The sequence below is a fragment of the Streptomyces sp. NPDC033229 genome (genome assembly GCF_055576875.1).
In genome coordinates this window covers 277,245-298,465 of sequence record NZ_JBVIQR010000001.1, presented here as the reverse complement: position 1 = coordinate 298,465, position 21,221 = coordinate 277,245, and the positions used below count along the sequence as shown (strand labels likewise).

General features: G+C 71.0%; 22 protein-coding genes. 17 read left to right on the top strand and 5 right to left on the bottom strand.

Features of this window, described 5'->3' with window-relative positions; translation table 11 throughout:
- Nucleotides 1–218: 218 nt before the first annotated feature.
- The 16 genes from ACZ53N_RS01255 (at nucleotide 219) to ACZ53N_RS01180 (ending at nucleotide 13,829) form a co-directional block, all read left to right on the top strand.
- Nucleotides 219–1,916, top strand: a complete 1,698-nt coding sequence (locus ACZ53N_RS01255) for a nitrite/sulfite reductase (protein WP_469138906.1) — start codon at nucleotides 219–221, stop codon at nucleotides 1,914–1,916.
- Complete coding sequence (locus tag ACZ53N_RS01250; RefSeq protein WP_469138905.1) at nucleotides 1,913–2,098, top strand: hypothetical protein; 186 nt, start codon at nucleotides 1,913–1,915, stop codon at nucleotides 2,096–2,098. Before ACZ53N_RS01255 ends, ACZ53N_RS01250 begins: the two co-directional genes overlap by 4 nt.
- Before the next feature lie 11 nt (nucleotides 2,099–2,109).
- Nucleotides 2,110–2,805 carry a phosphoadenylyl-sulfate reductase gene (locus ACZ53N_RS01245; protein ID WP_469138904.1) on the top strand — a complete coding sequence of 232 codons (696 nt, stop codon included), beginning with the start codon at nucleotides 2,110–2,112 and terminating at the stop codon, nucleotides 2,803–2,805.
- Nucleotides 2,787–3,359, top strand: coding sequence for an adenylyl-sulfate kinase (cysC, locus tag ACZ53N_RS01240; RefSeq protein WP_469138903.1), 573 nt, complete (start codon nucleotides 2,787–2,789; stop codon nucleotides 3,357–3,359). Before ACZ53N_RS01245 ends, cysC begins: the two co-directional genes overlap by 19 nt.
- Nucleotides 3,356–4,270 (top strand): sulfate adenylyltransferase subunit CysD, encoded by a 915-nt coding sequence (gene cysD / locus ACZ53N_RS01235; protein WP_469138902.1) that lies wholly within the window; start codon nucleotides 3,356–3,358, stop codon nucleotides 4,268–4,270. The genes cysC and cysD overlap by 4 nt, the downstream gene beginning before the upstream one ends.
- A 2-nt stretch (nucleotides 4,271–4,272) precedes the next feature.
- On the top strand, nucleotides 4,273–5,610 hold the full coding sequence (locus ACZ53N_RS01230) for a sulfate adenylyltransferase subunit 1 (RefSeq protein ID WP_469138901.1): 1,338 nt from the start codon (nucleotides 4,273–4,275) through the stop codon (nucleotides 5,608–5,610).
- On the top strand, nucleotides 5,610–5,783 hold the full coding sequence (locus tag ACZ53N_RS01225; RefSeq protein ID WP_469139036.1) for a hypothetical protein: 174 nt from the start codon (nucleotides 5,610–5,612) through the stop codon (nucleotides 5,781–5,783). The genes ACZ53N_RS01230 and ACZ53N_RS01225 overlap by 1 nt, the downstream gene beginning before the upstream one ends.
- Before the next feature lie 99 nt (nucleotides 5,784–5,882).
- Nucleotides 5,883–6,986, top strand: coding sequence for an aliphatic sulfonate ABC transporter substrate-binding protein (locus ACZ53N_RS01220; protein ID WP_469138900.1), 1,104 nt, complete (start codon nucleotides 5,883–5,885; stop codon nucleotides 6,984–6,986).
- A 120-nt stretch (nucleotides 6,987–7,106) separates the two neighbouring features.
- Complete coding sequence (locus ACZ53N_RS01215; protein WP_469138899.1) at nucleotides 7,107–7,913, top strand: ABC transporter ATP-binding protein; 807 nt, start codon at nucleotides 7,107–7,109, stop codon at nucleotides 7,911–7,913.
- On the top strand, nucleotides 7,900–8,799 hold the full coding sequence (locus ACZ53N_RS01210) for an ABC transporter permease (protein ID WP_469138898.1): 900 nt from the start codon (nucleotides 7,900–7,902) through the stop codon (nucleotides 8,797–8,799). The genes ACZ53N_RS01215 and ACZ53N_RS01210 overlap by 14 nt, the downstream gene beginning before the upstream one ends.
- 4 nt (nucleotides 8,800–8,803) lie before the next feature.
- The gene (locus tag ACZ53N_RS01205; RefSeq protein WP_469138897.1) at nucleotides 8,804–9,559 is read left to right on the top strand and encodes a sirohydrochlorin chelatase; all 756 of its coding nucleotides are present in this window, start codon (nucleotides 8,804–8,806) and stop codon (nucleotides 9,557–9,559) included.
- A 221-nt stretch (nucleotides 9,560–9,780) separates the two neighbouring features.
- Nucleotides 9,781–10,095, top strand: a complete 315-nt coding sequence (locus tag ACZ53N_RS01200; protein WP_469138896.1) for a hypothetical protein — start codon at nucleotides 9,781–9,783, stop codon at nucleotides 10,093–10,095.
- Between the two features lie 10 nt (nucleotides 10,096–10,105).
- Complete coding sequence (locus ACZ53N_RS01195; RefSeq protein WP_469138895.1) at nucleotides 10,106–11,179, top strand: M14 family metallopeptidase; 1,074 nt, start codon at nucleotides 10,106–10,108, stop codon at nucleotides 11,177–11,179.
- A 174-nt stretch (nucleotides 11,180–11,353) separates the two neighbouring features.
- Nucleotides 11,354–11,977 (top strand): hypothetical protein, encoded by a 624-nt coding sequence (locus ACZ53N_RS01190; protein WP_469138894.1) that lies wholly within the window; start codon nucleotides 11,354–11,356, stop codon nucleotides 11,975–11,977.
- A 256-nt stretch (nucleotides 11,978–12,233) separates the two neighbouring features.
- A complete protein-coding gene (locus ACZ53N_RS01185) occupies nucleotides 12,234–12,692 on the top strand; it encodes a hypothetical protein (protein WP_469138893.1) in 459 nt (152 codons plus the stop codon).
- Nucleotides 12,693–12,890: 198 nt separating this feature from the next.
- Nucleotides 12,891–13,829: a GDSL-type esterase/lipase family protein gene (locus ACZ53N_RS01180; RefSeq protein WP_469138892.1), complete on the top strand. Its 939-nt coding sequence runs from the start codon at nucleotides 12,891–12,893 to the stop codon at nucleotides 13,827–13,829.
- A 32-nt stretch (nucleotides 13,830–13,861) separates the two neighbouring features.
- Here the strand turns inward: ACZ53N_RS01180 and ACZ53N_RS01175 are convergent, their stop codons facing one another.
- The 3 genes from ACZ53N_RS01175 to mgt all read right to left on the bottom strand — a co-directional run bounded on the left by ACZ53N_RS01175 (nucleotide 13,862) and on the right by mgt (nucleotide 17,358).
- Nucleotides 13,862–14,518, bottom strand: a complete 657-nt coding sequence (locus tag ACZ53N_RS01175) for a mycothiol-dependent nitroreductase Rv2466c family protein (RefSeq protein ID WP_469138891.1) — start codon at nucleotides 14,516–14,518, stop codon at nucleotides 13,862–13,864.
- Between the two features lie 125 nt (nucleotides 14,519–14,643).
- Nucleotides 14,644–15,876 carry a S8 family peptidase gene (locus ACZ53N_RS01170; protein ID WP_469138890.1) on the bottom strand — a complete coding sequence of 411 codons (1,233 nt, stop codon included), beginning with the start codon at nucleotides 15,874–15,876 and terminating at the stop codon, nucleotides 14,644–14,646.
- A 285-nt stretch (nucleotides 15,877–16,161) separates the two neighbouring features.
- Nucleotides 16,162–17,358: a macrolide-inactivating glycosyltransferase gene (gene mgt / locus ACZ53N_RS01165; protein ID WP_469138889.1), complete on the bottom strand. Its 1,197-nt coding sequence runs from the start codon at nucleotides 17,356–17,358 to the stop codon at nucleotides 16,162–16,164.
- 171 nt (nucleotides 17,359–17,529) lie between these two features.
- Here mgt and ACZ53N_RS01160 point away from each other — a divergent pair, with 171 nt between their 5' ends.
- Nucleotides 17,530–18,411 carry a phosphotransferase enzyme family protein gene (locus tag ACZ53N_RS01160; protein ID WP_469139030.1) on the top strand — a complete coding sequence of 294 codons (882 nt, stop codon included), beginning with the start codon at nucleotides 17,530–17,532 and terminating at the stop codon, nucleotides 18,409–18,411.
- A 538-nt stretch (nucleotides 18,412–18,949) separates the two neighbouring features.
- Here the strand turns inward: ACZ53N_RS01160 and ACZ53N_RS01155 are convergent.
- Nucleotides 18,950–19,660 (bottom strand): exonuclease domain-containing protein, encoded by a 711-nt coding sequence (locus tag ACZ53N_RS01155; RefSeq protein ID WP_469138888.1) that lies wholly within the window; start codon nucleotides 19,658–19,660, stop codon nucleotides 18,950–18,952.
- A 193-nt stretch (nucleotides 19,661–19,853) separates the two neighbouring features.
- Nucleotides 19,854–21,089 (bottom strand): SAV2148 family HEPN domain-containing protein, encoded by a 1,236-nt coding sequence (locus tag ACZ53N_RS01150; protein WP_130881676.1) that lies wholly within the window; start codon nucleotides 21,087–21,089, stop codon nucleotides 19,854–19,856.
- Nucleotides 21,090–21,221: the final 132 nt, after the last annotated feature.

Sequence of the window (21,221 nt, the reverse complement as noted above, 5' to 3'; positions counted from 1 at the left end):
GCGCCCTCCCCGCCGCCCACAGCCGTCCCCATCGTCGCGGACGAGCCACCCCGAGCCGCCCCACCCCGCACCGCCGTGTCCGCGTTCGCCGCGCACGTCGCACCACCCGTGACCGCCGTTTCGCGCCACCCCGGGTTCATCGGCGTACGCGCAGGTCACAGGCGGCGGCTCGGCGTGAACAGCCCTCCTCAGAGCCGCCCCCAGAAGGACATATCGCCATGGCTGCCACTTCGGAAAGCGCCGCCGACGCCACGACCCGCCGCAAGGCCGGCCGCCACCGCGGCGAGGGCCAGTGGGCCGTCGGCCATCACACGCCGCTCAACGGCAACGAGCAGTTCAAGAAGGACGACGACGGTCTCAATGTGCGGACACGCATTGAGACGATCTATTCGAAGGCCGGTTTCGACTCGATCGACCCCAACGACCTGCGCGGCCGGATGCGTTGGTGGGGTCTGTACACCCAGCGCAAGCCCGGGATCGACGGCGGCAAGACCGCGATCCTGGCGCCGGAGGAGCTGGACGACCGCTACTTCATGCTGCGGGTCCGCGTCGACGGCGGCCGGCTGACCACCGGGCAGCTGCGCGTCATCGGCGAGATCTCCCAGGAGTTCGCCCGGGGAACCGCGGACCTGACCGACCGGCAGAACGTGCAGTACCACTGGATCCGGATCGAGGACGTCCCCGAGATATGGCGGCGGCTGGAGGCCGTGGGCCTGTCGACGACCGAGGCCTGTGGTGACACGCCCCGCGTGATCCTCGGCTCGCCCGTCGCCGGCATCGCCGAGGACGAGATCATCGACGGCACGCCCGCCATCGACGAGATCCACCGCCGGTTCATCGGCAACAAGGACTTCTCCAATCTGCCGCGCAAGTTCAAGTCGGCGGTCTCCGGTTCGCCGTTGCTCGACGTGGTGCACGAGATCAACGACATCGCGTTCGTCGGCGTCGACCACCCCGAACACGGCCCCGGCTTCGATCTGTGGGTCGGCGGCGGGCTGTCCACCAACCCGAGGATCGGGGTCCGGCTCGGCGCCTGGGTGCCGTTGGACGAGGTTCCCGACGTGTTCGGCGGCGTGATCGGCATCTTCCGCGACTACGGGTACCGACGGTTGCGCAACCGCGCCCGGCTGAAGTTCCTCCTCGCCGACTGGGGGCCGGAGAAGTTCCGCCGGATCCTGGAGGAGGAGTATCTGCGGCGCCCGCTCCTCGACGGCCCCGCGCCCGCCGCGCCCGTCGAGCAGTGGCGCGACCACGTCGGCGTCCACCGCCAGAAGGACGGCGCGTTCTACGTCGGCTTCGCACCGCGCGTCGGCCGGGTCGACGGCGCCCTCCTGGTGAAGGTCGCCGCGCTGGCGGAGGCCCACGGCTCGGGCCGGCTGCGCACCACCGCCGAGCAGAAGATGCTCGTGCTCGACGTGCCCGAGGAGCAGGTGGAGTCCCTGGTCGCCGGGCTGGAGGCGCTGGATCTGCGGGTCAGCCCGTCGCCCTTCCGGCGCGGCACGATGGCCTGCACGGGCATCGAGTTCTGCAAGCTCGCCATCGTCGAGACCAAGGCCCGCGGCCAGAGCCTGATCGACGAACTGGAGCGCCGGATGCCGGACTTCGACCAGCCGGTCACCATCAACATCAACGGCTGCCCGAACGCGTGCGCCCGCATCCAGGTCGCGGACATCGGTCTCAAGGGCCAGCTCGTCGTCGACGACGCCGGCAACCAGGTCGAGGGCTTTCAGGTGCACCTGGGCGGCGCGCTGGGACTGGAGGCCGGTTTCGGCCGCAAGGTCCGCGGACTGAAGGTCACTTCGGCCGAGCTCCCGGACTATGTCGAGCGCGTCCTCACCCGGTTCTCCGAGCAGCGCGAGGACGGTGAGCGGTTCGCGACCTGGGCGGCCCGCGCCACGCAGGAGGACCTGTCATGAGCGGGCGGGCGGCCCCCTTCTACTGCCCGTACTGCGGGGACGAGGACCTGCGCCCCTCCGAGGAGGGGCACGGAAGCTGGGAATGCGGCGCCTGCAACCGCGCGTTCCGGCTCTCGTTCCTCGGGTTGCTGGCCAAGGGCCTGCGACACGACACACGCGAAGGGGGCCTCGAAACTCCATGAGCCAAAGCAACTTGACCGAACATCACGCATCGCTGGAGGCGCTGGCCGAGCGCGCCGGGCGGGAGCTGGAGGACGCCCCGGCGCTCGACATACTGCGCTGGGCGGCCGAGACGTTCGGGCCACGGTTCTGCGTCACCTCCTCCATGGAGGACGCGGTCGTCGCCCATCTCGCGTCCCGCGCCCGGCCCGGCGTGGACGTCGTCTTCCTGGACACCGGCTATCACTTCCCGGAGACCATCGGCACCCGCGACGCGGTCGCCGCGGTGATGGACGTCAACGTCATCACCCTCACCCCGCGCCGGTCCGTGGCCGAACAGGACGCCGAGCACGGGCCGCGGCTGCACGACCGCGACCCGGACCTGTGCTGCGCGCTGCGCAAGGTCCGGCCCCTGGAGGAGGGCCTCGGCGCGTACGACGCCTGGGCGACCGGACTGCGCCGCGACGAGTCGCCGACCCGCGCGCACACACCCGTCGTCGGCTGGGACGCCCGGCGGCGGAAGGTGAAGGTCTCGCCGATCGCCCGCTGGACGCAGGCGGACGTGGACGCGTACGTCGAGGAGCACGGCGTGCTCACCAACCCGCTGCTGACGGAGGGCTACGCCTCCATCGGCTGTGCGCCATGCACACGCCAAGTCGTGGCGGGCGAGGACTCCCGCGCCGGCCGGTGGTCGGGGAGCGGAAAGACGGAATGCGGGCTTCACGGATGACACGGGACGGAGTGCAAGAGATGAGTGGGGCCACCGTTTGGCTCACCGGGCTGCCCAGCGCGGGCAAGACGACCATCGCCCGCGCACTGGCGGGGCGGTTGCGTGCCGAGGGCCACCGGGTGGAGGTGCTGGACGGCGACGAGATCCGCGAATTCCTCTCCGCCGGGCTCGGGTTCTCCCGTGCGGACCGCGACACCAACGTGCAGCGCATCGGGTTCGTCGCCCAGTTGCTGGCCGCGCACGGCGTGATCGTCCTCGTGCCCGTCATCGCGCCCTACGCGGACTCCCGCGAGGCCGTCCGCAAGCGCCACCAGGAGCACGGCACCGGCTATGTGGAGGTGCACGTGGCGACACCGGTGGAGGTGTGCTCGGTGCGGGACGTGAAGGGCCTGTACGCCAAGCAGGCGGCGGGCGAGATTTCCGGGCTGACGGGGGTGGACGACCCGTACGAGGCGCCCCTGGAACCGGACCTGCGGATCGAGGCGCACCGGTCGGGCGTCCGGGAGTCGGCGGCCGAACTGCACGCGCTGCTGACGGAGAGGGGACTGCTGTGAGCGTGGACGAGACCCCCTACGCCCTGACGCATCTGGACGCGCTGGAGTCGGAGGCGGTGCACATCTTCCGTGAGGTGGCGGGGGAGTTCGAGCGGCCGGTGATCCTCTTCTCCGGTGGCAAGGACTCGATCGTCATGCTGCATCTGGCGCTGAAGGCGTTCGCCCCGGCGGCGGTGCCGTTCTCGCTGCTGCACGTGGACACCGGTCACAACTTCCCCGAGGTCCTCGCCTATCGCGACCGCACGGTCGCCGAGCACGGCCTGCGGCTGCACGTGGCGTCCGTGCAGGACTTCATCGACGACGGGCGGCTGCGCGAGCGCCCCGACGGCACCCGTAACCCCCTGCAGACCGTGCCCCTGCTGGAGGCGATAGGCGCGCACCGCTTCGACGCGGTCTTCGGCGGCGGCCGTCGCGACGAGGAGAAGGCACGCGCGAAGGAGCGGGTGTTCTCGCTGCGCGACGAGTTCGGCGGCTGGGACCCGCGCCGGCAGCGTCCGGAGCTGTGGCAGCTGTACAACGGCCGGCACTCCCCCGGTGAGCACGTGCGGGTCTTCCCGCTGTCGAACTGGACCGAGCTGGACGTGTGGCAGTACATCGCCCGGGAGAAGATCGAGCTCCCGGCCATCTACTACGCCCACGAGCGCGAGGTGTTCGCCCGGGACGGCATGTGGCTGGCGCCGGGCGACTGGGGCGGCCCCAAGGACGGTGAGCGGATCGTCAGACGGCTGGTGCGTTACCGCACGGTCGGTGACATGTCCTGCACCGGTGCCGTCGATTCCTCGGCGGTGACCATCACGGACGTCATCGCCGAGATCGTCGCGTCCCGGCTCACCGAGCGGGGCGCGACGAGAGCCGACGACAAGCTGTCGGAGGCCGCGATGGAGGACCGCAAGCGCGAGGGGTACTTCTAGCCATGAGCACATCGATCGACCCGGCGGCGACCTCGCTGCTGCGTTTCGCCACCGCCGGCTCGGTGGACGACGGCAAGTCCACGCTGGTGGGAAGGCTGCTGCACGACTCCAAGTCGGTGCTCGCCGACCAGTTGGAGGCCGTCGAGCGGGCCTCGCTGGGCCGTGGACAGCAGGCGCCCGACCTGGCGCTGCTGACCGACGGGCTGCGCGCCGAGCGCGAGCAGGGCATCACCATCGACGTCGCGTACCGCTATTTCGCCACCCCGCGCCGCCGGTTCGTCCTCGCCGACACCCCCGGGCATGTGCAGTACACCCGCAACATGGTCACCGGCGCCTCCACCGCCGAGCTCGCCGTGGTGCTCGTCGACGCCCGCAACGGCGTCGTCGAGCAGACCCGCAGGCACGCCGCGGTCGCCGCCCTGCTGCGCGTCCCGCACGTCGTGCTGGCGGTCAACAAGATGGACCTCGTGGACTACGCGGAGCCCGTCTTCGCGGCCATCGCCGAGGAGTTCACCGCGTACGCCGCCTCGCTCGGCGTGCCGGACGTCACCGCCGTGCCGATCTCCGCGCTGGCCGGTGACAACGTGGTGACGCCGTCGGCGCACATGGACTGGTACGGCGGCCCGACCGTCCTGGAGCACCTGGAGAGCGTCCCCGTCGTCGCCGACCCCACCGGCGACCCGGCCCGCTTCCCCGTCCAGTACGTCATCCGCCCGCAGACCCCCGAACACCGCGACTACCGCGGCTACGCGGGGCAGCTCGCCTCCGGGGTGCTGCGCGTCGGCGAGGACGTCACCGTGCTGCCGTCGGGGCGGCGCAGCACCATCGCCGGCATCGACGCGCTGGGCTCGCAGGTCGACGTGGCGTGGGCCCCGCAGTCGGTGACCCTGCGCCTCGCCGACGATCTGGACGTCTCCCGCGGCGATCTCATCGCCCCCAGCACCGGCGTGCCCGCCCTCACCCGGGATGTCGAGGCGACCGTCTGCCATGTGGCCGACCGGCCGCTGCGCGTCGGGGACCGGGTGCTGCTCAAGCACACCACCCGCACGGTCAAGGCGATCGTCAAGGACATCCCGTCGCGGCTGACGCTGGGCGACCTCTCCCAGCATCCCGCGCCCGGCGAGCTGGCCGCCAACGACATCGGCCGCGTGGTGCTGCGCACCGCCGAGCCGCTGGCGCTCGATGCCTACGCCGACTCCCGCCGCACGGGTTCCTTCCTGCTCGTCGACCCCGCCGACGGCACGACGCTGACGGCGGGCATGGCGGGCGCGGCGTTCGCGGCGAAGGCGCCGGGTGAGGCCGCCCCGGCGGTGGCCGACGACGAGGGATGGGACTTCTGATGACCTCGACGGGCCTGACCGCCTCGAAGGGCACGATCCCGACGGGCACGATCCCGACGGGCACGATCTCGACGGGCAGGGACTTCTTCTCGACCTTCGACAAGGAGGGCGGCCGGATCGGCAGCGGCGCCCTCGGCAGCGGACAGGGCGGGGTCGGGCGATGTGTGCGCTGACGCCCGTACCGCAGCCGTGCCTCCCCCACCCCCGAAGACCCCAGCCGACGCCGGGCGTGCCTTAGCCGCACACCCGGACCACCGAGAGGAACCCCCCTCGTGTCTGCCGCCCGCCCCGCCCGCCGCGCCCTCGCGGCCACCGTCGCCCTCCCCCTGCTGATCGGCGTCCTGGGCGCCTGCGGCTACGGCTCGGCGAAGAAGGACGACCGGAGCAACACCGCCGCCGTGGGCGCGAAACTGTCCGTCGACACGGTACGGATCGGCTACTTCCCCAACATCACCCACGCCACCCCGCTGGTCGGTGAACACGAGGGGATCCTCCAGAAGGAGCTGGGCGGCACCAAGCTCCGCACCACGACCTTCAACGCGGGGCCGACCGAGATCGAGGCCCTCAACGCGGGCTCGATCGACATCGGCTGGATCGGCCCGTCACCCGCCATCAACGGCTATGTGAAGTCCAAGGGCAAGAACCTGCGCATCATCTCGGGTTCCGCCTCGGGTGGTGTGAAGCTCGTCGTGAACCCGGACCGGATCTCCTCGCTCGACGACGTCAAGGGCAAGAAGATCGCGACGCCGCAGAAGGGCAACACCCAGGACGTGGCGTTCCTCAACTGGATCGCCGAGAAGGGCTGGAAGGTCGATCCGCAGAGCGGCAAGGGTGATGTGTCCGTCGTCCGCACGGACAACAAGGTGACTCCCGACGCCTACAAGTCCGGTTCCGTCGACGGCGCCTGGGTGCCGGAGCCGACCGCCTCGAAGCTGGTCGCCGAGGGCGGAAAGGTCGTGCTGGACGAGAGCACGTTGTGGCCGGACAAGAAGTTCGTGATCACCAATGTGATCGTGTCGCAGAAGTTCCTCGACGCCCACCCTGATGTGGTCGAGGCCGTGCTGCGCGGCTCGGTGAAGACCAACGCGTGGATCACGGCGAACCCGGACAAGGCGAAGACCTCCGCCAACGCGGCCCTCAAGGGCCTCACCGGCAAGGAACTGCCCGCCAAGGTGCTCGACCCGGCGTGGCGGAGCATCGCGGTCACCGACGACCCGCTGGCATCGACCCTCCAGGCCGAGGCGGACCACGCCGTCAAGGCGGGTCTGCTGGAGAAGCCGGACCTGTCCGGGATCTACGACCTGACCTCGCTGAACAAGGTCCTGAAGGCCCAGGGCAAGCCGGCGGTGGACGCCGCGAACCTCGGCAAGCGCTAGCCCCCGGCGCGGCACGTCTTCCCGTCGAGCCCGCCAGGCCCGTCAAGCCCATCGAGCCCGCCAAGCCCGTCATGCAGCGACCGCCGACCCGTCGGCGCCCAGACCCCAGGAGGTGACCGGATGGCCCCGGCACTGTCCACCGCGAAGTCCGGCACGGCCGTCGTCGTCCCGCAGGACGCCCCGGCAGCCGTCCGGCTCCACCACGTCCACAAGAGCTTCGGCCGCCCCGGGACGGCTCAGCCCGTCCTGGACGACATCACCCTCGATGTCCGGCCCGGTGAGTTCGTCTGTCTGCTGGGCGCCTCGGGCTGTGGGAAGTCCACGCTGCTCAACCTGGTCGCCGGGCTGGACCGGCCGACGGCCGGCACGATCGAGGTGCCGGGCGGCAGGCCGGCGCTGATGTTCCAGGAGCACGCCCTCTTCCCCTGGCTGACCGCGGGCCGGAACATCGAGCTCGCCCTGCGGCTGCGCGGGGTGCCGAGGGCCGAGCGGCGGCCGGAGGCCGAGCGGCTGCTGGACCTGGTGCGGCTCGGCGGCTCGTACCGCAAGCGGGTGCACGAGCTGTCCGGCGGGATGCGGCAGCGCGTCGCCCTCGCCCGCGCGCTGGCGCAGGACAGCCAACTGCTGCTGATGGACGAGCCCTTCGCCGCGCTCGACGCCATCACCCGGGACGTGCTGCACCACGAGCTGACCCGGATCTGGTCCGAGACCTCGCTGTCGGTGCTGTTCGTGACGCACAACGTCCGCGAGGCGGTCCGGCTCGCCCAGCGCGTGGTGCTGCTGTCCTCGCGGCCCGGGCGGGTGGCCCGGGAGTGGGAGGTCGGCATACCGCAGCCGCGGCGCATCGAGGACGCGGCCGTCGCGGACCTGTCCGTCGAGATCACCGAAGAACTGCGTGGGGAGATCCGCCGCCATGGCCAGCACTGACACCGCCGGGAAGGCGAAGCCCGACGGCCACGACCTCGCGGGACTGGAGGCCGGGCTCGACGCGCTGGACGCGGTGCAGGTCAAGCGGACGCCCTTCACCGAGGTCCTGCTGCACAAGGTCCTGCCGCCCGTGAGCGCCGTCGTCCTGGTGCTCGTCGTCTGGAAGCTCCTGGTCCTGGCGGAGGTCACCGACGACTACAAGCTGCCCGACCCCTCCGCCGTCTGGCACAGCCTCACCGAGCTGTGGGTGCAGGGCACCCTGCTCGACATCGTCTGGACCAGCGTCTCGCGCGGCCTGCTGGGCTTCGCCGCCGCCCTGGCCCTCGGCACCCCGCTCGGGCTGCTGGTCGCCCGGGTGCGGTTCGTACGGGCCGCCCTCGGCCCGATCCTCTCCGGCCTCCAGTCGCTGCCGTCCGTCGCCTGGGTACCCGCCGCCGTCATCTGGCTCGGTATCACGGACTCGGCGATGTACGCGGTGATCCTGCTGGGCGCGGTGCCGTCCATCGCCAACGGTCTGGTCTCCGGCATCGACCAGGTGCCGCCGCTGTATCTGCGGGCCGGACGCACCATCGGCGCCACCGGGGCGCGCGGCGCCTGGCACATCCTGCTGCCGGCCGCCCTGCCCGGCTACCTCGCCGGACTCAAGCAGGGCTGGGCCTTCTCCTGGCGCTCGCTGATGGCCGCCGAACTCATCGCCTCCTCACCCGACCTGGGCCTGGGGCTCGGCCAGTTCCTGGAGAACGCCCGGACCGACTCCGACATGCCGGGGGTGCTGCTCGGCATCCTCCTCATCCTCTTCGTCGGCATCGCCATCGACCTGATCGTCTTCAGCCCGTTGGAGCGCCGTGTGCTGCGCACCCGCGGCCTGGCGACACGCCAGGGGTGAGCGGATGGTGGTGTTGATCGTCGCCCACGGCAGCCGCGACCCCCGCCACGCGGCGACGGTGACGGCGCTCCGGGACCGTCTGGCGGCGCTGCGCCCGGGGCTCCGCGTCGAGGTGGGCTTCCTCGACTTCTGCGCGCCGAGCGTGCCCCGGGTGCTGGAACGGCTGTCGGCGGAGGGCGTACGGGACGTCGTCGCCCTCCCCCTGCTGCTGACCCGTGCCTTCCACGCCAAGGCCGACATCCCGGCCGTGCTGCGCGAGGCGGCGGCCCGGCTGCCGTGGCTGCGGGTGCGGCAGGCCGCCGTCCTCGGCCCTTCCCCCCTGCTGACGGCCGCCTTGGAGCGGCGGCTGTACGAGGCCGGGCTGCGGCCCGGCGACCGGCGCCGGACCGGGGTGGTCCTGGCCTCGGCGGGCTCCACCGACCCGGAGGCGAGCGCGGTGATCGCTGAAATCGCGCGGGAGTGGCGGCACACCGGTTGGTGCGCCGTGCGACCCGCGTTCGCCTCCGCTTCCCTGCCGCGCACGGAGGACGCCGTCCGTTCCCTGCGCGCGGAGGGCGTCCGCCACATCGCGGTCGCCCCGTACGTCCTCGCCCCGGGCCGCCTGCCGGACCGCATCGCCGTCGGCGCCCGGGCGGCGGGCGCGGACGTCCTCGCGGACGTCCTGGGCCCGGCGCCGGAGGTCGTCTCGCTGCTGCTGCGGCGGTACGAGGAGGTGGCGCGGGCCGTTGCGGTCACTCCGGCGGTCGGGCTGCCGGCCTAGAGGGAGTGCCTGAGGCCCCGTTTGCTCGTTCCACGGCGGAAGCGCACGCTGAGAATGCAAGGTGCATATCGGATGTGAGCCTGGGCGCCACGTAGTGCCCCCCGCGAGCACACGCCCACACGCGCGCACTCGTTCACTCGTCCACTCGTCGCGAGCGCGCCGTCCCCGGCCGGGCCGACAAGGGCCGATCCGAGCCCGACGGCGCCCGAGAGGGGCCCGTCATGTCCAGCGAGTACACCATCCTGCGTGTCCGCGTCACGGCCAAGGATGCCGACACCCTGCGCGCCCTGCTGCGCGACTCCCGTCCCGACGTCGGCGGCCGGGTCCGCCAGAACGAGGACGGCAGTCTCACCCTGGACGCCTACGTCTCCCCCGAGCAGGGCGAAGCCCTGGCTCGCGAGGGCGTGTCGGTCGAGACCGTCGAGGACGCCACCGCCACCGGACGGGCCCGCCAGGCCGAGGTGGGCGAAGGAGACCGGTTCGCACCCGAGGACGCGGTTCCGCAGGGACTCGCCGTCAAGGTGCGGGACAGCTAGGAGGGGCGCCATGTCGTACCTGAACATCACCGAAGTCGAATCCGGCGTGGCCAGCCTGGCCGCCGCGTTCCCGACGGCGGACCTCATCGAGCTGCCCGAGCCGACCGTCGAGGGCCGGACCTGCCACGCCCTGCGGATCGGCACGCATCGCCTGGAGCCGAAGCCCGCCGTCGTCCTGATCGGCGGCGCACACGCCCGCGAGTGGGGAAGCTGCGAAATCCTGGTCAACCTCGCCGCCGACCTGTTGCACGCACACACCGACGGTACGGGCCTTGCCTACGGCGGTACGAGCTTCACCTCCGCCCAGGTGCGCACACTCATGGAGGAGCTCGATGTCGTAGTCTTCCCGCTCGTCAACCCGGACGGCCGGCACTACAGCCAGACCGTCGATTCAAACTGGCGGCGGAACCGCAATCCGGCCCAGTCCGGCGGCGATCCGGACGCGATCGGCGTCGACCTCAACCGCAACTACGACCACCTCTTCGACTACCGGACCGCCTTCCACCCCCTCGCCCCGGTCCGGGTCTCGGACGACCCGGCCGACCCCGACCAGGTCTACCAGGGCCCCGAGCCCTTCTCCGAGGCGGAGACCCGCAACGTGCGCTGGCTGACCGACCACTTCATCCGCACCCGTTGGTTCGTCGACGTCCACAGCTACAGCCAGAAGATGCTCTACGTGTGGGGCGACGACCAGAACCAGTCCGTCGACCCGGCCAAGAACTTCCACAACCCCCTCTTCGACGGCAAGCGCGGACTGAAGGACGGCCTGCTCTACGCCGAGTTCATCGAGGAGAACGACGCCGACGACTCCGCCGTGCTCGCCGAGCGGTTCTGCGAGGCCCTCAAGGGCGTACGCGGCAAGGAGTACACCCCCGAGCCGTCCTTCGACCTGTACCCGACCTGCGGAACCAGCGACGACTACACCTACGCGCGCCACATCCTCTCGGGCCAGGAGGAGGAGAAGATCCTCGCCTTCACGGTCGAGTGGGGAATGGCCTTCTCACCGCCGTGGCCGGAGATGGAGAAGATCGTCCTCGATGTCGACGCCGGCCTGGTGCAGTTCTGCCTGACGGCTCTCGCCTAGGGGCTGCCCCCTCCGGACCGAGGCTGAACGGGCAGCCGGCACCCCCCCTGTCGGTCTCGGCTCGACAACGAGGTGGTCACAACCGCCCTCGCGAGTGGTGATCAACGGCTCCGCCGGTCATAGTGACCACTCACCCATGGTGAGGCAAGCCTCGCCTTACCTGATCGGAGAAGTGTGTCCACCGCCCTGCCCCCCGACCCGTCGGTGCCCCTCCTCCCCCGCGCGCGGCGGGCGCCGGGCTGGGCGAGGAGCGCCCGGTGCGCCCGGCCGGTAGGGCTGTACGACTCGTGGTGGACGGTCGCGGGGGCCGCGCTGGCCGTCTGTGCTGCGTGGGGTGCGGCGGTCTGGGTCTCGGGGCATCTGCGGGCGGATGCCTCGCTGCACACCGCGGCGCTCTTCGCGCACCTGGCGACGCTGGTACTGGGCTTCGGGGCCGTGCTCGTCGCCGACTACTACGGCCTGTTGTGGCTGACCGGCCGGATGGCGCTGACGGACGCCCTCGACGGTGCGGCCCGGTTGCACACGCCGATCTGGGCCGGTCTGACGGGCCTGGTCGGCAGCGGCATGCTGCTGCACCCGGACACCTCCTCGACGCCCACGCGGATCAAGTTGGTGATGGTGCTGCTGCTGTCCCTCAACGGACTGCAGGCCGGCCTGCTGAACCGGCGCATGGCCGACCGGCGGCCCACCGAGCAGCCGCCGCGCCGCTTCGTGGTCTGGGGCGCCGGCACCGCCCTGATGTCCCAGGTGTGCTGGTGGGGCGCTGTGATCATCGGTTTCCGCAACAGCCAGCGATAGAGGAAGGCCGCCGACTGCAGCCCTGGTCGGTCCAGCCACCTCTTCCCTCAAGGCACCAGCCCCGCTCCCCCTCGCTCTCGCCCGCCCGCGCAACCCGAACCAGCACACCCGTTTGACGGCAGCATTCATCCAACTGTCGGCGGAATACTGACGTTTCATCGCTTAATGCGCGGATTCCTCCCCGGTCCTCCTCCCTCACCTGCTTCGATGGCTCGCAGTACACGACCCGTTACCGCACATCGGAAAGGGGAACAGTGTGACCGCTGCATCGGATTGGGTTCAGCGCTCGACGGACCGCACGTACTGGGCCTGGGACTCGGACCGTTGGGAGACCAAGAGCCCCGGCTGGCAGGACGTGCCGGGGGCGAAGATCGGCCTCAAGATCGGCGGATCGATGTCACCGTCCTACGGGGCGGTCTTCGTGGCGACCTTCAGCGCGGAAACGCTGGTGAGCTCCTCGGACCACAACAGCGTCCTCTGGCTCGACGTCCTGTTCGGCGGCGAGAGCCCGAACCCGGTCAGTGACAACCACCGTTTCTCGTCGGCGGCTTCATCGGCGGAATGGTCCTCGCACACCGCGCTGCGGATCATCAGGTTCGAGCCACAGTTCAACCAGAAGGACGTCACCGCTCAGGTGCGGGTGAGCCCCAGCGACAACATCGGCACCGCCGGACTGCAGAACTGGGTCCTGAAGATCGAGCGCTACAACCTGTGACGGCGTGACGGTACGGCCGTGCGGGAGCCGCCCGGGCGCGCTCCCGCACGGTGCCCGAAAGCGACTGGCCGACTGGATGGGCGCTGCCCCGCGCCGTGGCATCGCCACCGTAGGACAGCGCGGGAGTGCCCGTTCGGTGGCTCGATTCGGTTCGTTAGGGTGACTTGATCATTCCTGATGAAAGGCACGTAGCTCACAGTGACCGAGTCGCGCCCCCACACCCTGTTCTCCTTCGGCACGCTGTTGGACGAGCGGGTCCAGACCACCCTCTTCGGCCGAGCGGTGCCCAGTTCACCGGCGTCGCTGACCGGCTACGCGGCCAGGCCCCTGCCGATCACCAACGAGTCCGTGATCGCCGCCAGCGGCCTCGACGTGCACCTGACCCTGGAGCGCAAGTACGGCGCCGTGGTCGAGGGTGCCGTCCTGCACCTCACCGATCAGGACCTCGCCGCAGCCGATGCCTACGAAGTCGACGACTACGCCCGCCGACGGGTGCTCCTCACTTCCGGGGAAAGCGCCTGGGCCTACCTGGATGCGAAGCCGCTGCGCTCGGCCGCGCGCATCGTGATCGTGGGCGACAGCATCGCCTACGGACGCTGTGATCCGCAGGGAGGATGGGCGGCTCGCCTGGCGGCAACGCACATCGCCGGGAACGAGGCCGAGCACCGGGTCTTCAATCTGGCCATCCCCGGCAGCACCTTGGCCGGTGTCAGCGAGCAGACACCCACGGTGCTGGCTCCTCGCCTGCCCGACACCCTCCTTGTCGCCGCCGGCATCAACGACTCCGCCGTGCCGCTCGCCATGTCGCAGACTCGTCGCGACGGACTGGCACACATCGCGGACAGTCTGGGCTCGTTGGCCGCCACCGCCCTGAGTCACAATGCGCGACTCGTCGTCGTGGGACCGACCTGGGTCGATGAAGAACGCACCCGCGACTACGAGGGCCTGCGATTCACCCAGGAGCGAGCGCTGGCCCTGCGTGAGTCCATACGGACCTGGTGCGACGAGAACCACGTCGACTACCTCGACATGTGGGAGCCACTGCGGGAGAGGACCGAACTCCTCGTCGACGGCCTGCACCCCACCCCCGAAGGACATCAGGTGCTCCATCGGCACCTCGACGCCCTCGGGCGTTAGTCCGTCGGACAGGCACAGGGGGCCGTACCGGGTCAGCTGAAGTCGAGGCCGCCCGTGCGCGTGCGCTTCAGTTCGAAGAAGTCGGGGTACGAGGCCAGCGCGCGGGCGCCGTCGAAGATGCGGGCTGCCGTCTCGCCCCGGGGTATCGAGGTGAGGACCGGGCCGAAGAAGGCGACGCCGTCGATGTGCAGGGTCGGGGTTCCGACCTCCTCGCCGACGGGGTCCATCCCCTCGTGGTGGCTCTTGCGCAGCGCGTCGTCGTGGTCGGTGGTGTGGGCGGCCCCGGCCAGCTCGGCGGGCAGGCCCACCTCGGCGAGCGCCTCCTTGATCAGGTCGTCGTCGATGGCGTTGCCCAGGTTGTGAATGCGGGTGCCGAGCGCGGTGTAGAGGCCGCGGAGCACGGGCTCGCCGTGCTGCTGGGCGGCCGCCGTGCAGACGCGGACGGGTCCCCAGCCGGTGTCGAGCAGTTCGCGGTAGCGCTCGGGGAGGTCTTCGCGGCCCTCGTTGAGTACGGACAGGCTCATGACGCGGAAGCGGAGCTCGATGTCACGCAGTCGCTCGACTTCGAGGATCCAGCGCGAGGTGATCCAGGCGAAGGGGCAGAGGGGATCGAAGTAGAAGTCGACCTTGACGTTCTCGCCATCCGGGACGGAAGGGGCGGTGGTTGCGGGGGAAGTCTCAGAAGCCATGGCCGGAGCCTAACGCCGAGTGGTCGGCCGTCGCGCCCCCGTGGGGGAGGGGCGCGACGGCCGACCAGGATTCAACTCACCGACAGTCGATGACGATGCCCGTCACCGTGTCGGCCGTGCGGTGCCTACTCCACGACCTTGAGCAGCTTGTTCGGCGTGCCCGCACTCGGGTTGGAGACCTTGTCCGCGGTGGCGCCCTTGGTCAGCGCACCGACGACCTGCTCCGGCGTCGCGTCCTTGTGACCGCCGAGGTAGACCGCCGCCGCACCCGCGACATGCGGGGTGGCCATGGACGTACCCGAGATGGTCTTGGTGCCCGAGTCGCTGTCGTTCCACGCGGACGTGATGTCCGAGCCGGGGGCGTAGAGGTCGACCACGCTCCCGTAGTTGGAGAAGTCGGACTGCTGGTCGTCCTTGGTGGTGGAGGCGACGGTGATCGCCTCCGGGACCCGGGACGGGGAGCCCTGGCCCGCGTCGGCGGACTCGTTGCCGGCGGCGACGGCGAACGTGACGCCGGCGGCGACGGCCCGCTTGACGGCCGCGTCGAGGGCCTCGTCGGCGCCCCCGCCGAGGCTCATGTTGGCGACCGACGGGCCCTTGTGGTTCTTGATGACCCAGTCGATGCCCGCGACGACCTGCTCGGTGCTGCCGGAGCCGTTCGCGTCGAGCACCCGGACGGCCACGATCTTGGCCTTCTTGGCGACGCCGTGCGCGGTACCGGCGATGGTGCCCGCGACGTGCGTGCCGTGGCCGTTGCCGTCGTCCGCGTTGTCGTCGTTGTCGATGGCGTCGAAGCCGGACGAGGCGCGGCCGCCGAAGTCCTTGTGGCTGATGCGCACGCCGGTGTCGATGACGTACGCGGTGACGCCCTCACCCGCCCCGTCGGGGTAGGCGTACTTGCCGTCACCCTTGGTGTCCGCCTGGTCGATGCGATCCAGGCCCCAGGAGGGTGGGGCCTCCTGGGTGCCGGTGGCGGTGAAGCGGTGGTTCTGCACGACCTTGGCGACGGACGGGTCGGCGGCGAGCCGCTTCGCCTCCTTCTCGTCCAGGCCGCTGGCGGAGAAGCCGCGCAGCGCCGAGTCGTACGTGCGGTTCAGCTTGCCGCCGTACCGCTTGGCAAGGTCCTTGCCTTCTGCCGTGACGGCCTTGGCGCCGACGGATTCGGCGCTCTTTCCGTCCTTCAGCATGACGATGTAGCTGCCGTCGATCGCGCCCTTGGCATTCGCGCCGTAGACGGTTCCTTCGGCGGGAGCGGCGCCGGCGGGAAGAGCCAGCAGGGTGGCTCCGGCGGTGACGGCGGTCATGGCGGATATCGCCAGTACGAGCCGCCGCTTGCCGACGCGCTTATGGGTTGCCATACGAGGGTTCCTCCTCGTGAGGATGTGGGGGGGAAATTGAGCGTTCATCAAACGTCACCCGGAGCGTGGAAGGGATTGCTCCGGGTGACTCGAAACCCTGTCGGATTTACCGTGCTCAATTCAAGATCCCCACGAAGGTGTGACATACGCAACGCTCCTGCGTAATTTCAAACCCCGCTGAACAGCGCCAAATTGGACAGTCGATTGACAACCACTGTCAGGTTTTACGTTTGGGACACATGTCAACTGGCGCCCACAAGAGGGGACTTCGGAGCGTCGCGATGCTCACTTGCGCAGTTCCGCCTCGATGAGATCGGCCGCGTAGGGCGTCCCGCCCTCCGCCGCCAGCTCCGCCCGCAGCTCCGCCGAACGGGCCGCCACCGCAGGGTCGTTCACCAGCTCCAGGACCGCCGCGCGCAGCGTCGCAGCGTCGGCCCGCTCCATCGGTACGTGCTTGCCGACGCCCAGCTCTTCGATCAGCGCCGCGTTGCCGAACTGGTCGACCGCCTGCGGCACGGCGACCATCGGCACCCCGCAGGCCAGGCCCTCCTGCGAGCCGCCCATGCCGGCGTGCGTGATGAAGGCGTCGGCCTGCTTGAGCACCGCCAATTGCGGAATCCACGAGCGGATCTCGAAGTTGGCGGGGATCGCGCCCAGTTCGGCGACGTCGACCTGCTTGCCGATCTGGAGCAGCACGTGCCAGCCCGGCAGGTCACCGAAGGCCTCGATGCACGCGCGGTAGAAGCCGGGCTGCTTGGTGAAGGTGGAGCCGAGCGAGACGAGCAGGACCTTCTCCGCGTCGGCGGGGCGCTCCCAGTCGCCCTGGTCGGCCCGGTCACCCTGGCAGGGGCCGGTGAAGGTGTAGACGGACTCGTCGACCCGGTCGGCCTGGGGCTGCATGGCGCGCGGGATGAGGGCGAGACAGCGGTCCGGGCGGCCCATGAAGGTGTCGGGGTCGATGTCCATGCCGTTCTCGGCGATCCAGGCGGCGAAACGCTCATAGAAGGCGATGCCGCGCGGGGTCCTCTTGACCGGGTCCATGACGGCCGCCGCGACCTCGTGCTCGTAGCCCTCCCAGGCGACGAGGTTCGGCGAGAGCTGGACCACCGGCACCTGCCAGCGGTGCCCGAGGACCCGCGCGGGGTAGGCGGTGATGTCGTACAGGACCAGATCCGGCTCGTCACCCTCGTACGCGGCGATGAGCTGCGGCAACACCTGGATGGCGTCGGCGAGGAAGGGCTCCATGTGGTCCATCACCTCGGTGCCCCAGGCGTCGGGGTCACCGTCGGCCGGGAGGGTCGAGGTGTAGATCCGCGGCTCGGCGCCGGTGGCGGCGACGCGCTCCGCGAAGGACTCGGGGATGGCGTAGGTGACGCGGTGGCCACGGGCGACGAGTTCCCGGATGACGTCCAGGCTGGGGTTCACATGCCCGTGGGCCGCGATGCTGAACATGGCGATATGGGCGGGGCGGGGAATGGTCATGCCCGGAGATTAGACGAGACGAAACGTATCGTACAAGTGATTAATTGTCGCCTGTGCTGTGTGGCCCGCGCCCACCCGGTGCCGACACGCGCCCGGTCGGAGGGGAGACTTGTGGCGATCGGCCGGGCGGCGCCGACACGGCAGGTACGGAAGGTACGAGTGGTGAATCCAGTGGCCTCGACGAATCCGGCGAACGTTCCCTTCACGGAACAACGGGCGCGCGAGCTCCTCCCGGCAACCGTTCCGGCGGCCGACGCGAAGCTCCTCGCGCTCGGGGAGAACGCGGTGTTCGCCGCCGGTGACCTCGTCGCCAAGGTGGGGCGCGACGCCTCGCTGGTGGACCGGGCCCGTCATGAACTGCGCGTCGCCGCCTGGCTCGCGGAGTGCGGCATCCCGGCGGTCCGGGCGGCCGCACCCGAGGTGCTGTCGGCCGACGGGCACCCGGTGACGCTCTGGCACCGGCTCCCCGACGCGCCGCGCCCGGCCGGCCCCGCCGACCTCGCCGAACTGCTGCGGCTGATCCACGCCCTGCCGGAACCCGGCTTCGCGCTGCCGCGCCGCGAGCTGCTCGGCGGCGTCGAGCGGTGGCTCCGGCTGGCCGGGGACGCGATCGACCCGGCCGACGCCGCCTATCTGCGGGAGCGCCGGGACGGTTTCGCGGCGGCGGCCGCCGCGCTGACACCTCAGCTGCCTCCGGGTCCGATCCACGGCGACGCCTCGCCGCGCAACGTCCACATCGGACCTGACGGGCCGGTCCTGGTGGACCTGGAGACGTTCGCCGGGGATCTGCGGGAGCACGACCTGGTGGTGATGGCGCTCAGCCGGGACCGGTACGGGATGGACCCCGACGCCTACGACACCTTCGTCCGGACCTACGGCTGGGACGTTCGGGAGTGGGCGGGCTGCGCGGTGCTGCGCGGGGCGCGGGAGACCGCGAGCTGCGCGTGGGTGGCTCAGCACGCGCCCGGGAACCCGGCGGCTCGCGCCGAGTTCGGCCGGCGGGTCGCGTCCTTGCGGGACGGCGACCCGGCGGTGCGGTGGTACCCCTTCTGACCGGGACCCGACCGGCTCCGGCCCGCCCGGGTCCGGCGGGACCCCGGCGTACCCACGCCGGCGCCTTGGGACGGTACGGGGCCGGACGGTCCTGCCGCCTCATCCTCCGAGTCCCCGCCCCGCGGGGACATCGACGTGAGCGGACCTTCCGGATTTCGCGGAAGGCCCCTTCACCTCCCCGGACGGCACGCCACCGGATATTCCGATGTGCCCGACTTCTCGCCATCGCGCGCGAATGCGTGAACCGCCGGAGACATCAGGTCATATCCCCCGATGCCCTTTCCCGAGCCGTCCTCGGGATCTCGGGAAAGAAAAGGCTGGAAGAGGAAAGGCCGGGCCCCACCGGTCGGCTCGTGCCGCGAATGGTGGAACGCGCCGATACCCGGCCGATAGGGCGCGAGATGGTCATGCCCGCCTGAACTCGTGTAATCGAAGGCGAAAACGTGACCCGGCTCCGACTTCGGGCCATATCCACCGATGCCCCCTACAGGGCCGCTCCGAGGAGCCCCGAAAGCGCGGGGAGGCGGGCCCCCGGCCGTCAGCGCAGTGGCCAGCGCGGGTCGACGACCGCCTCCGGGTCTCCCTGCCGGCGCAGCCACTTCTGATAGCCCGCCGCCCACTCGCCGTACCACCCCGCCTGCTCGCGGTGGAGTGCCCAGAGGTCGGCCTCCGCCACCCGCGGATACCGCTCGGCGACCGCACAGGCGACCCGCACCGCCGCGAGCGCGTCCGCCCCGGCCTCGTGCGCGCTGTCCAGCACCACGCCGTACTCGCCGCAGACCGCCTCGAGATTGCGCTTGCCCTTGCGGTAGCGGTCGACGGCCCGGTCGATGGTGAGCGGGTCGACGACCGGGCCCACTCCCCCGTCGCCGTCGTCGCCCAGCCGATCGCCGAGCGAGGGCAGGCCGTGCCGCCGCAGCTCCGCCGCCAGCATGCTGAGGTCGAAGCAGGCGTTGTACGCGACGACGGGCACGCCCACCGACCAGTGGCCGACCAGCGCGTCCGCTATCTCGTCGACCACCTCGCGGGCCGGCCTGCCCAGCGCCGCCGCGCGCTCGCTCGTGATGCCGTGTATGGCCGCGGCCTCGGCCGGGATGGGAACTCCCGGATCCGCCAGCCACTCCCGGCGGCCCGTCGGCTCGCCGCCCTTGGCCTCGACGACGGCCGCCGTGACGATCCGCGACTCCCCCGGGTCGGTGCCCGTGGTCTCCAGGTCGAACCCGATCAACAGCTCCCGGTGCCACCCCATCGCGGCCCCCCTTCGTGGTGCTTCCCCCGACTGGTCCCCAGCGTCGCACGGCCCACTGACAATGGGCCCGCGCGCGATCCGGCACCGGCGGATCCACATCGACCCGCCGGCCCGGGGAGACCGCCTCGGGAAGGTCACGAAGTGACCGTCACAGTCCGGTCATCACAGTCCGGTCATCACCGCCCGGTCACCCTCACGACACCGGGCGCGAGTCCGCCCACACGCCCTCGAACTCCTCGCGGTACGTCTCGAAGAGCCCGTGCTCCTGCTCCCGCCCGTCGCGCACCACGTTCCGCCCGCCACCGCGCAGCACCAGCACCGGCGCCTCCATCCCGCGCGCCTTGCGCAGATAGGACTGCACCACCGCGAGGCCGTCCGAGCCGTCGCCGTTGACGAGATAGGCCGTGAAGCGCGGCGTCTCGTCGAAGACCCGGATCTCGAAGGCGGCGGTGTCGCGCAGCCGGTCCCGCACCCGCCGCATGTGCATGATGTTCATCTCTACGGACCGGCTCATCTCGCCCTTTTTGATGCCCAGTTCGCGCTCGCGCCGGCGGACCGCGCTGCTCGCCGGGTTGAGGAAGAGCAGCCGGGCCCGGCAGCCGGCCTCGGCCAGCCGGATGAGGCGGCGCCCCGAGTAGTTCTGGACGAGCAGGTTCAGCCCTATGCCCACCGCGTCGAGGCGGCGGGCGCTGCCGAAGAGATCCTCCACGGGCAGTTGCCGCTGGAGCCGCACCCGGTCGGGGTGGACGCCGATGACGTCGGCGTAGCGGTCCCCCACCAGGTCTTCCACGGCGTCGATGGGCAGCCGGTCGGCGGACGGGGCGCCGCCGCTGCCGAGGATGTTCAGCAGCCGCGCGGAGGCCCGCTCGGCCTGGGCGAGGACCGTCTCGGACAGGGCCCGGTTGCGGGAGACGACGTTACGCGCGACCTCGAGCTCGTCCAGTGCGAGTTCGAGGTCGCGCCGGTCGTCGAGGTACGGCTCGAAGCACGGCCAGTGCTGTACGAGGAGCTCCCGCAGCTGCGGCAGGGTGAGGAAGCTGAGGACGTTGTCGTCGGCCGGGTCCAGCAGATAGCCCTTGCGGCGGCTCACCTCCCGGACCGCCGCGGCCCGCTGCACCCACTCCTGTCCGGCGGGCCCGGCGGCGGCGACGACCCACTCGTCCTCGCCGTGCACGGGTTCGTAGACAGGCCGCAGTACGGCGGCCACGACGGCACGCAGCCGCTGCTCCACCAGATTCAGCCAGATGTAGGCCCGCCCCGCCCGCCGTGCGCGGGTGCGTACCTCGCTCCAGGCGTCGGCGTTCCAGTCCAGTTCCGCCCCGATCTCCATCGGGCGGGCCAGGGAGACCGCGCCGGGTGGCGCGTCGGTCGAACCGTCTCCCCCGGGAACGCCGTCGCCAGGGGGCAGCTCCAGTCCGCCCGAGCTCACCAGTGCACCGCCTTCCGCCCCCGTCCAACGATCAAGGCAGACTACTGTGCGGGCGGGAGGCGGTGCACCCGCTCGTAGCCAGTCGTCGGTCAACTGTCCCACCGTATGAGGCGGTTGTTTCCGGCCGTGGTG

Bases quoted from the DNA above. Each gene is read 5' to 3' on its own strand.
- ACZ53N_RS01215 (WP_469138899.1), top strand. From the start codon at position 7,107: ATGGCCCCGGCACTGTCCACCGCGAAGTCCGGCACGGCCGTCGTCGTC.
- ACZ53N_RS01205 (WP_469138897.1), top strand. From the start codon at position 8,804: ATGGTGGTGTTGATCGTCGCCCACGGCAGCCGCGACCCCCGCCACGCG.
- ACZ53N_RS01175 (WP_469138891.1), bottom strand. From the start codon at position 14,518: ATGGCTTCTGAGACTTCCCCCGCAACCACCGCCCCTTCCGTCCCGGAT.
- ACZ53N_RS01255 (WP_469138906.1), top strand. From the start codon at position 219: ATGGCTGCCACTTCGGAAAGCGCCGCCGACGCCACGACCCGCCGCAAG.
- cysC (WP_469138903.1), top strand. From the start codon at position 2,787: ATGCGGGCTTCACGGATGACACGGGACGGAGTGCAAGAGATGAGTGGG.
- ACZ53N_RS01230 (WP_469138901.1), top strand. From the start codon at position 4,273: ATGAGCACATCGATCGACCCGGCGGCGACCTCGCTGCTGCGTTTCGCC.
- ACZ53N_RS01210 (WP_469138898.1), top strand. From the start codon at position 7,900: ATGGCCAGCACTGACACCGCCGGGAAGGCGAAGCCCGACGGCCACGAC.
- ACZ53N_RS01155 (WP_469138888.1), bottom strand. From the start codon at position 19,660: ATGGGGTGGCACCGGGAGCTGTTGATCGGGTTCGACCTGGAGACCACG.
- ACZ53N_RS01200 (WP_469138896.1), top strand. From the start codon at position 9,781: ATGTCCAGCGAGTACACCATCCTGCGTGTCCGCGTCACGGCCAAGGAT.
- ACZ53N_RS01250 (WP_469138905.1), top strand. From the start codon at position 1,913: ATGAGCGGGCGGGCGGCCCCCTTCTACTGCCCGTACTGCGGGGACGAG.
- ACZ53N_RS01170 (WP_469138890.1), bottom strand. From the start codon at position 15,876: ATGGCAACCCATAAGCGCGTCGGCAAGCGGCGGCTCGTACTGGCGATA.
- mgt (WP_469138889.1), bottom strand. From the start codon at position 17,358: ATGACCATTCCCCGCCCCGCCCATATCGCCATGTTCAGCATCGCGGCC.
- ACZ53N_RS01225 (WP_469139036.1), top strand. From the start codon at position 5,610: ATGACCTCGACGGGCCTGACCGCCTCGAAGGGCACGATCCCGACGGGC.
- ACZ53N_RS01195 (WP_469138895.1), top strand. From the start codon at position 10,106: ATGTCGTACCTGAACATCACCGAAGTCGAATCCGGCGTGGCCAGCCTG.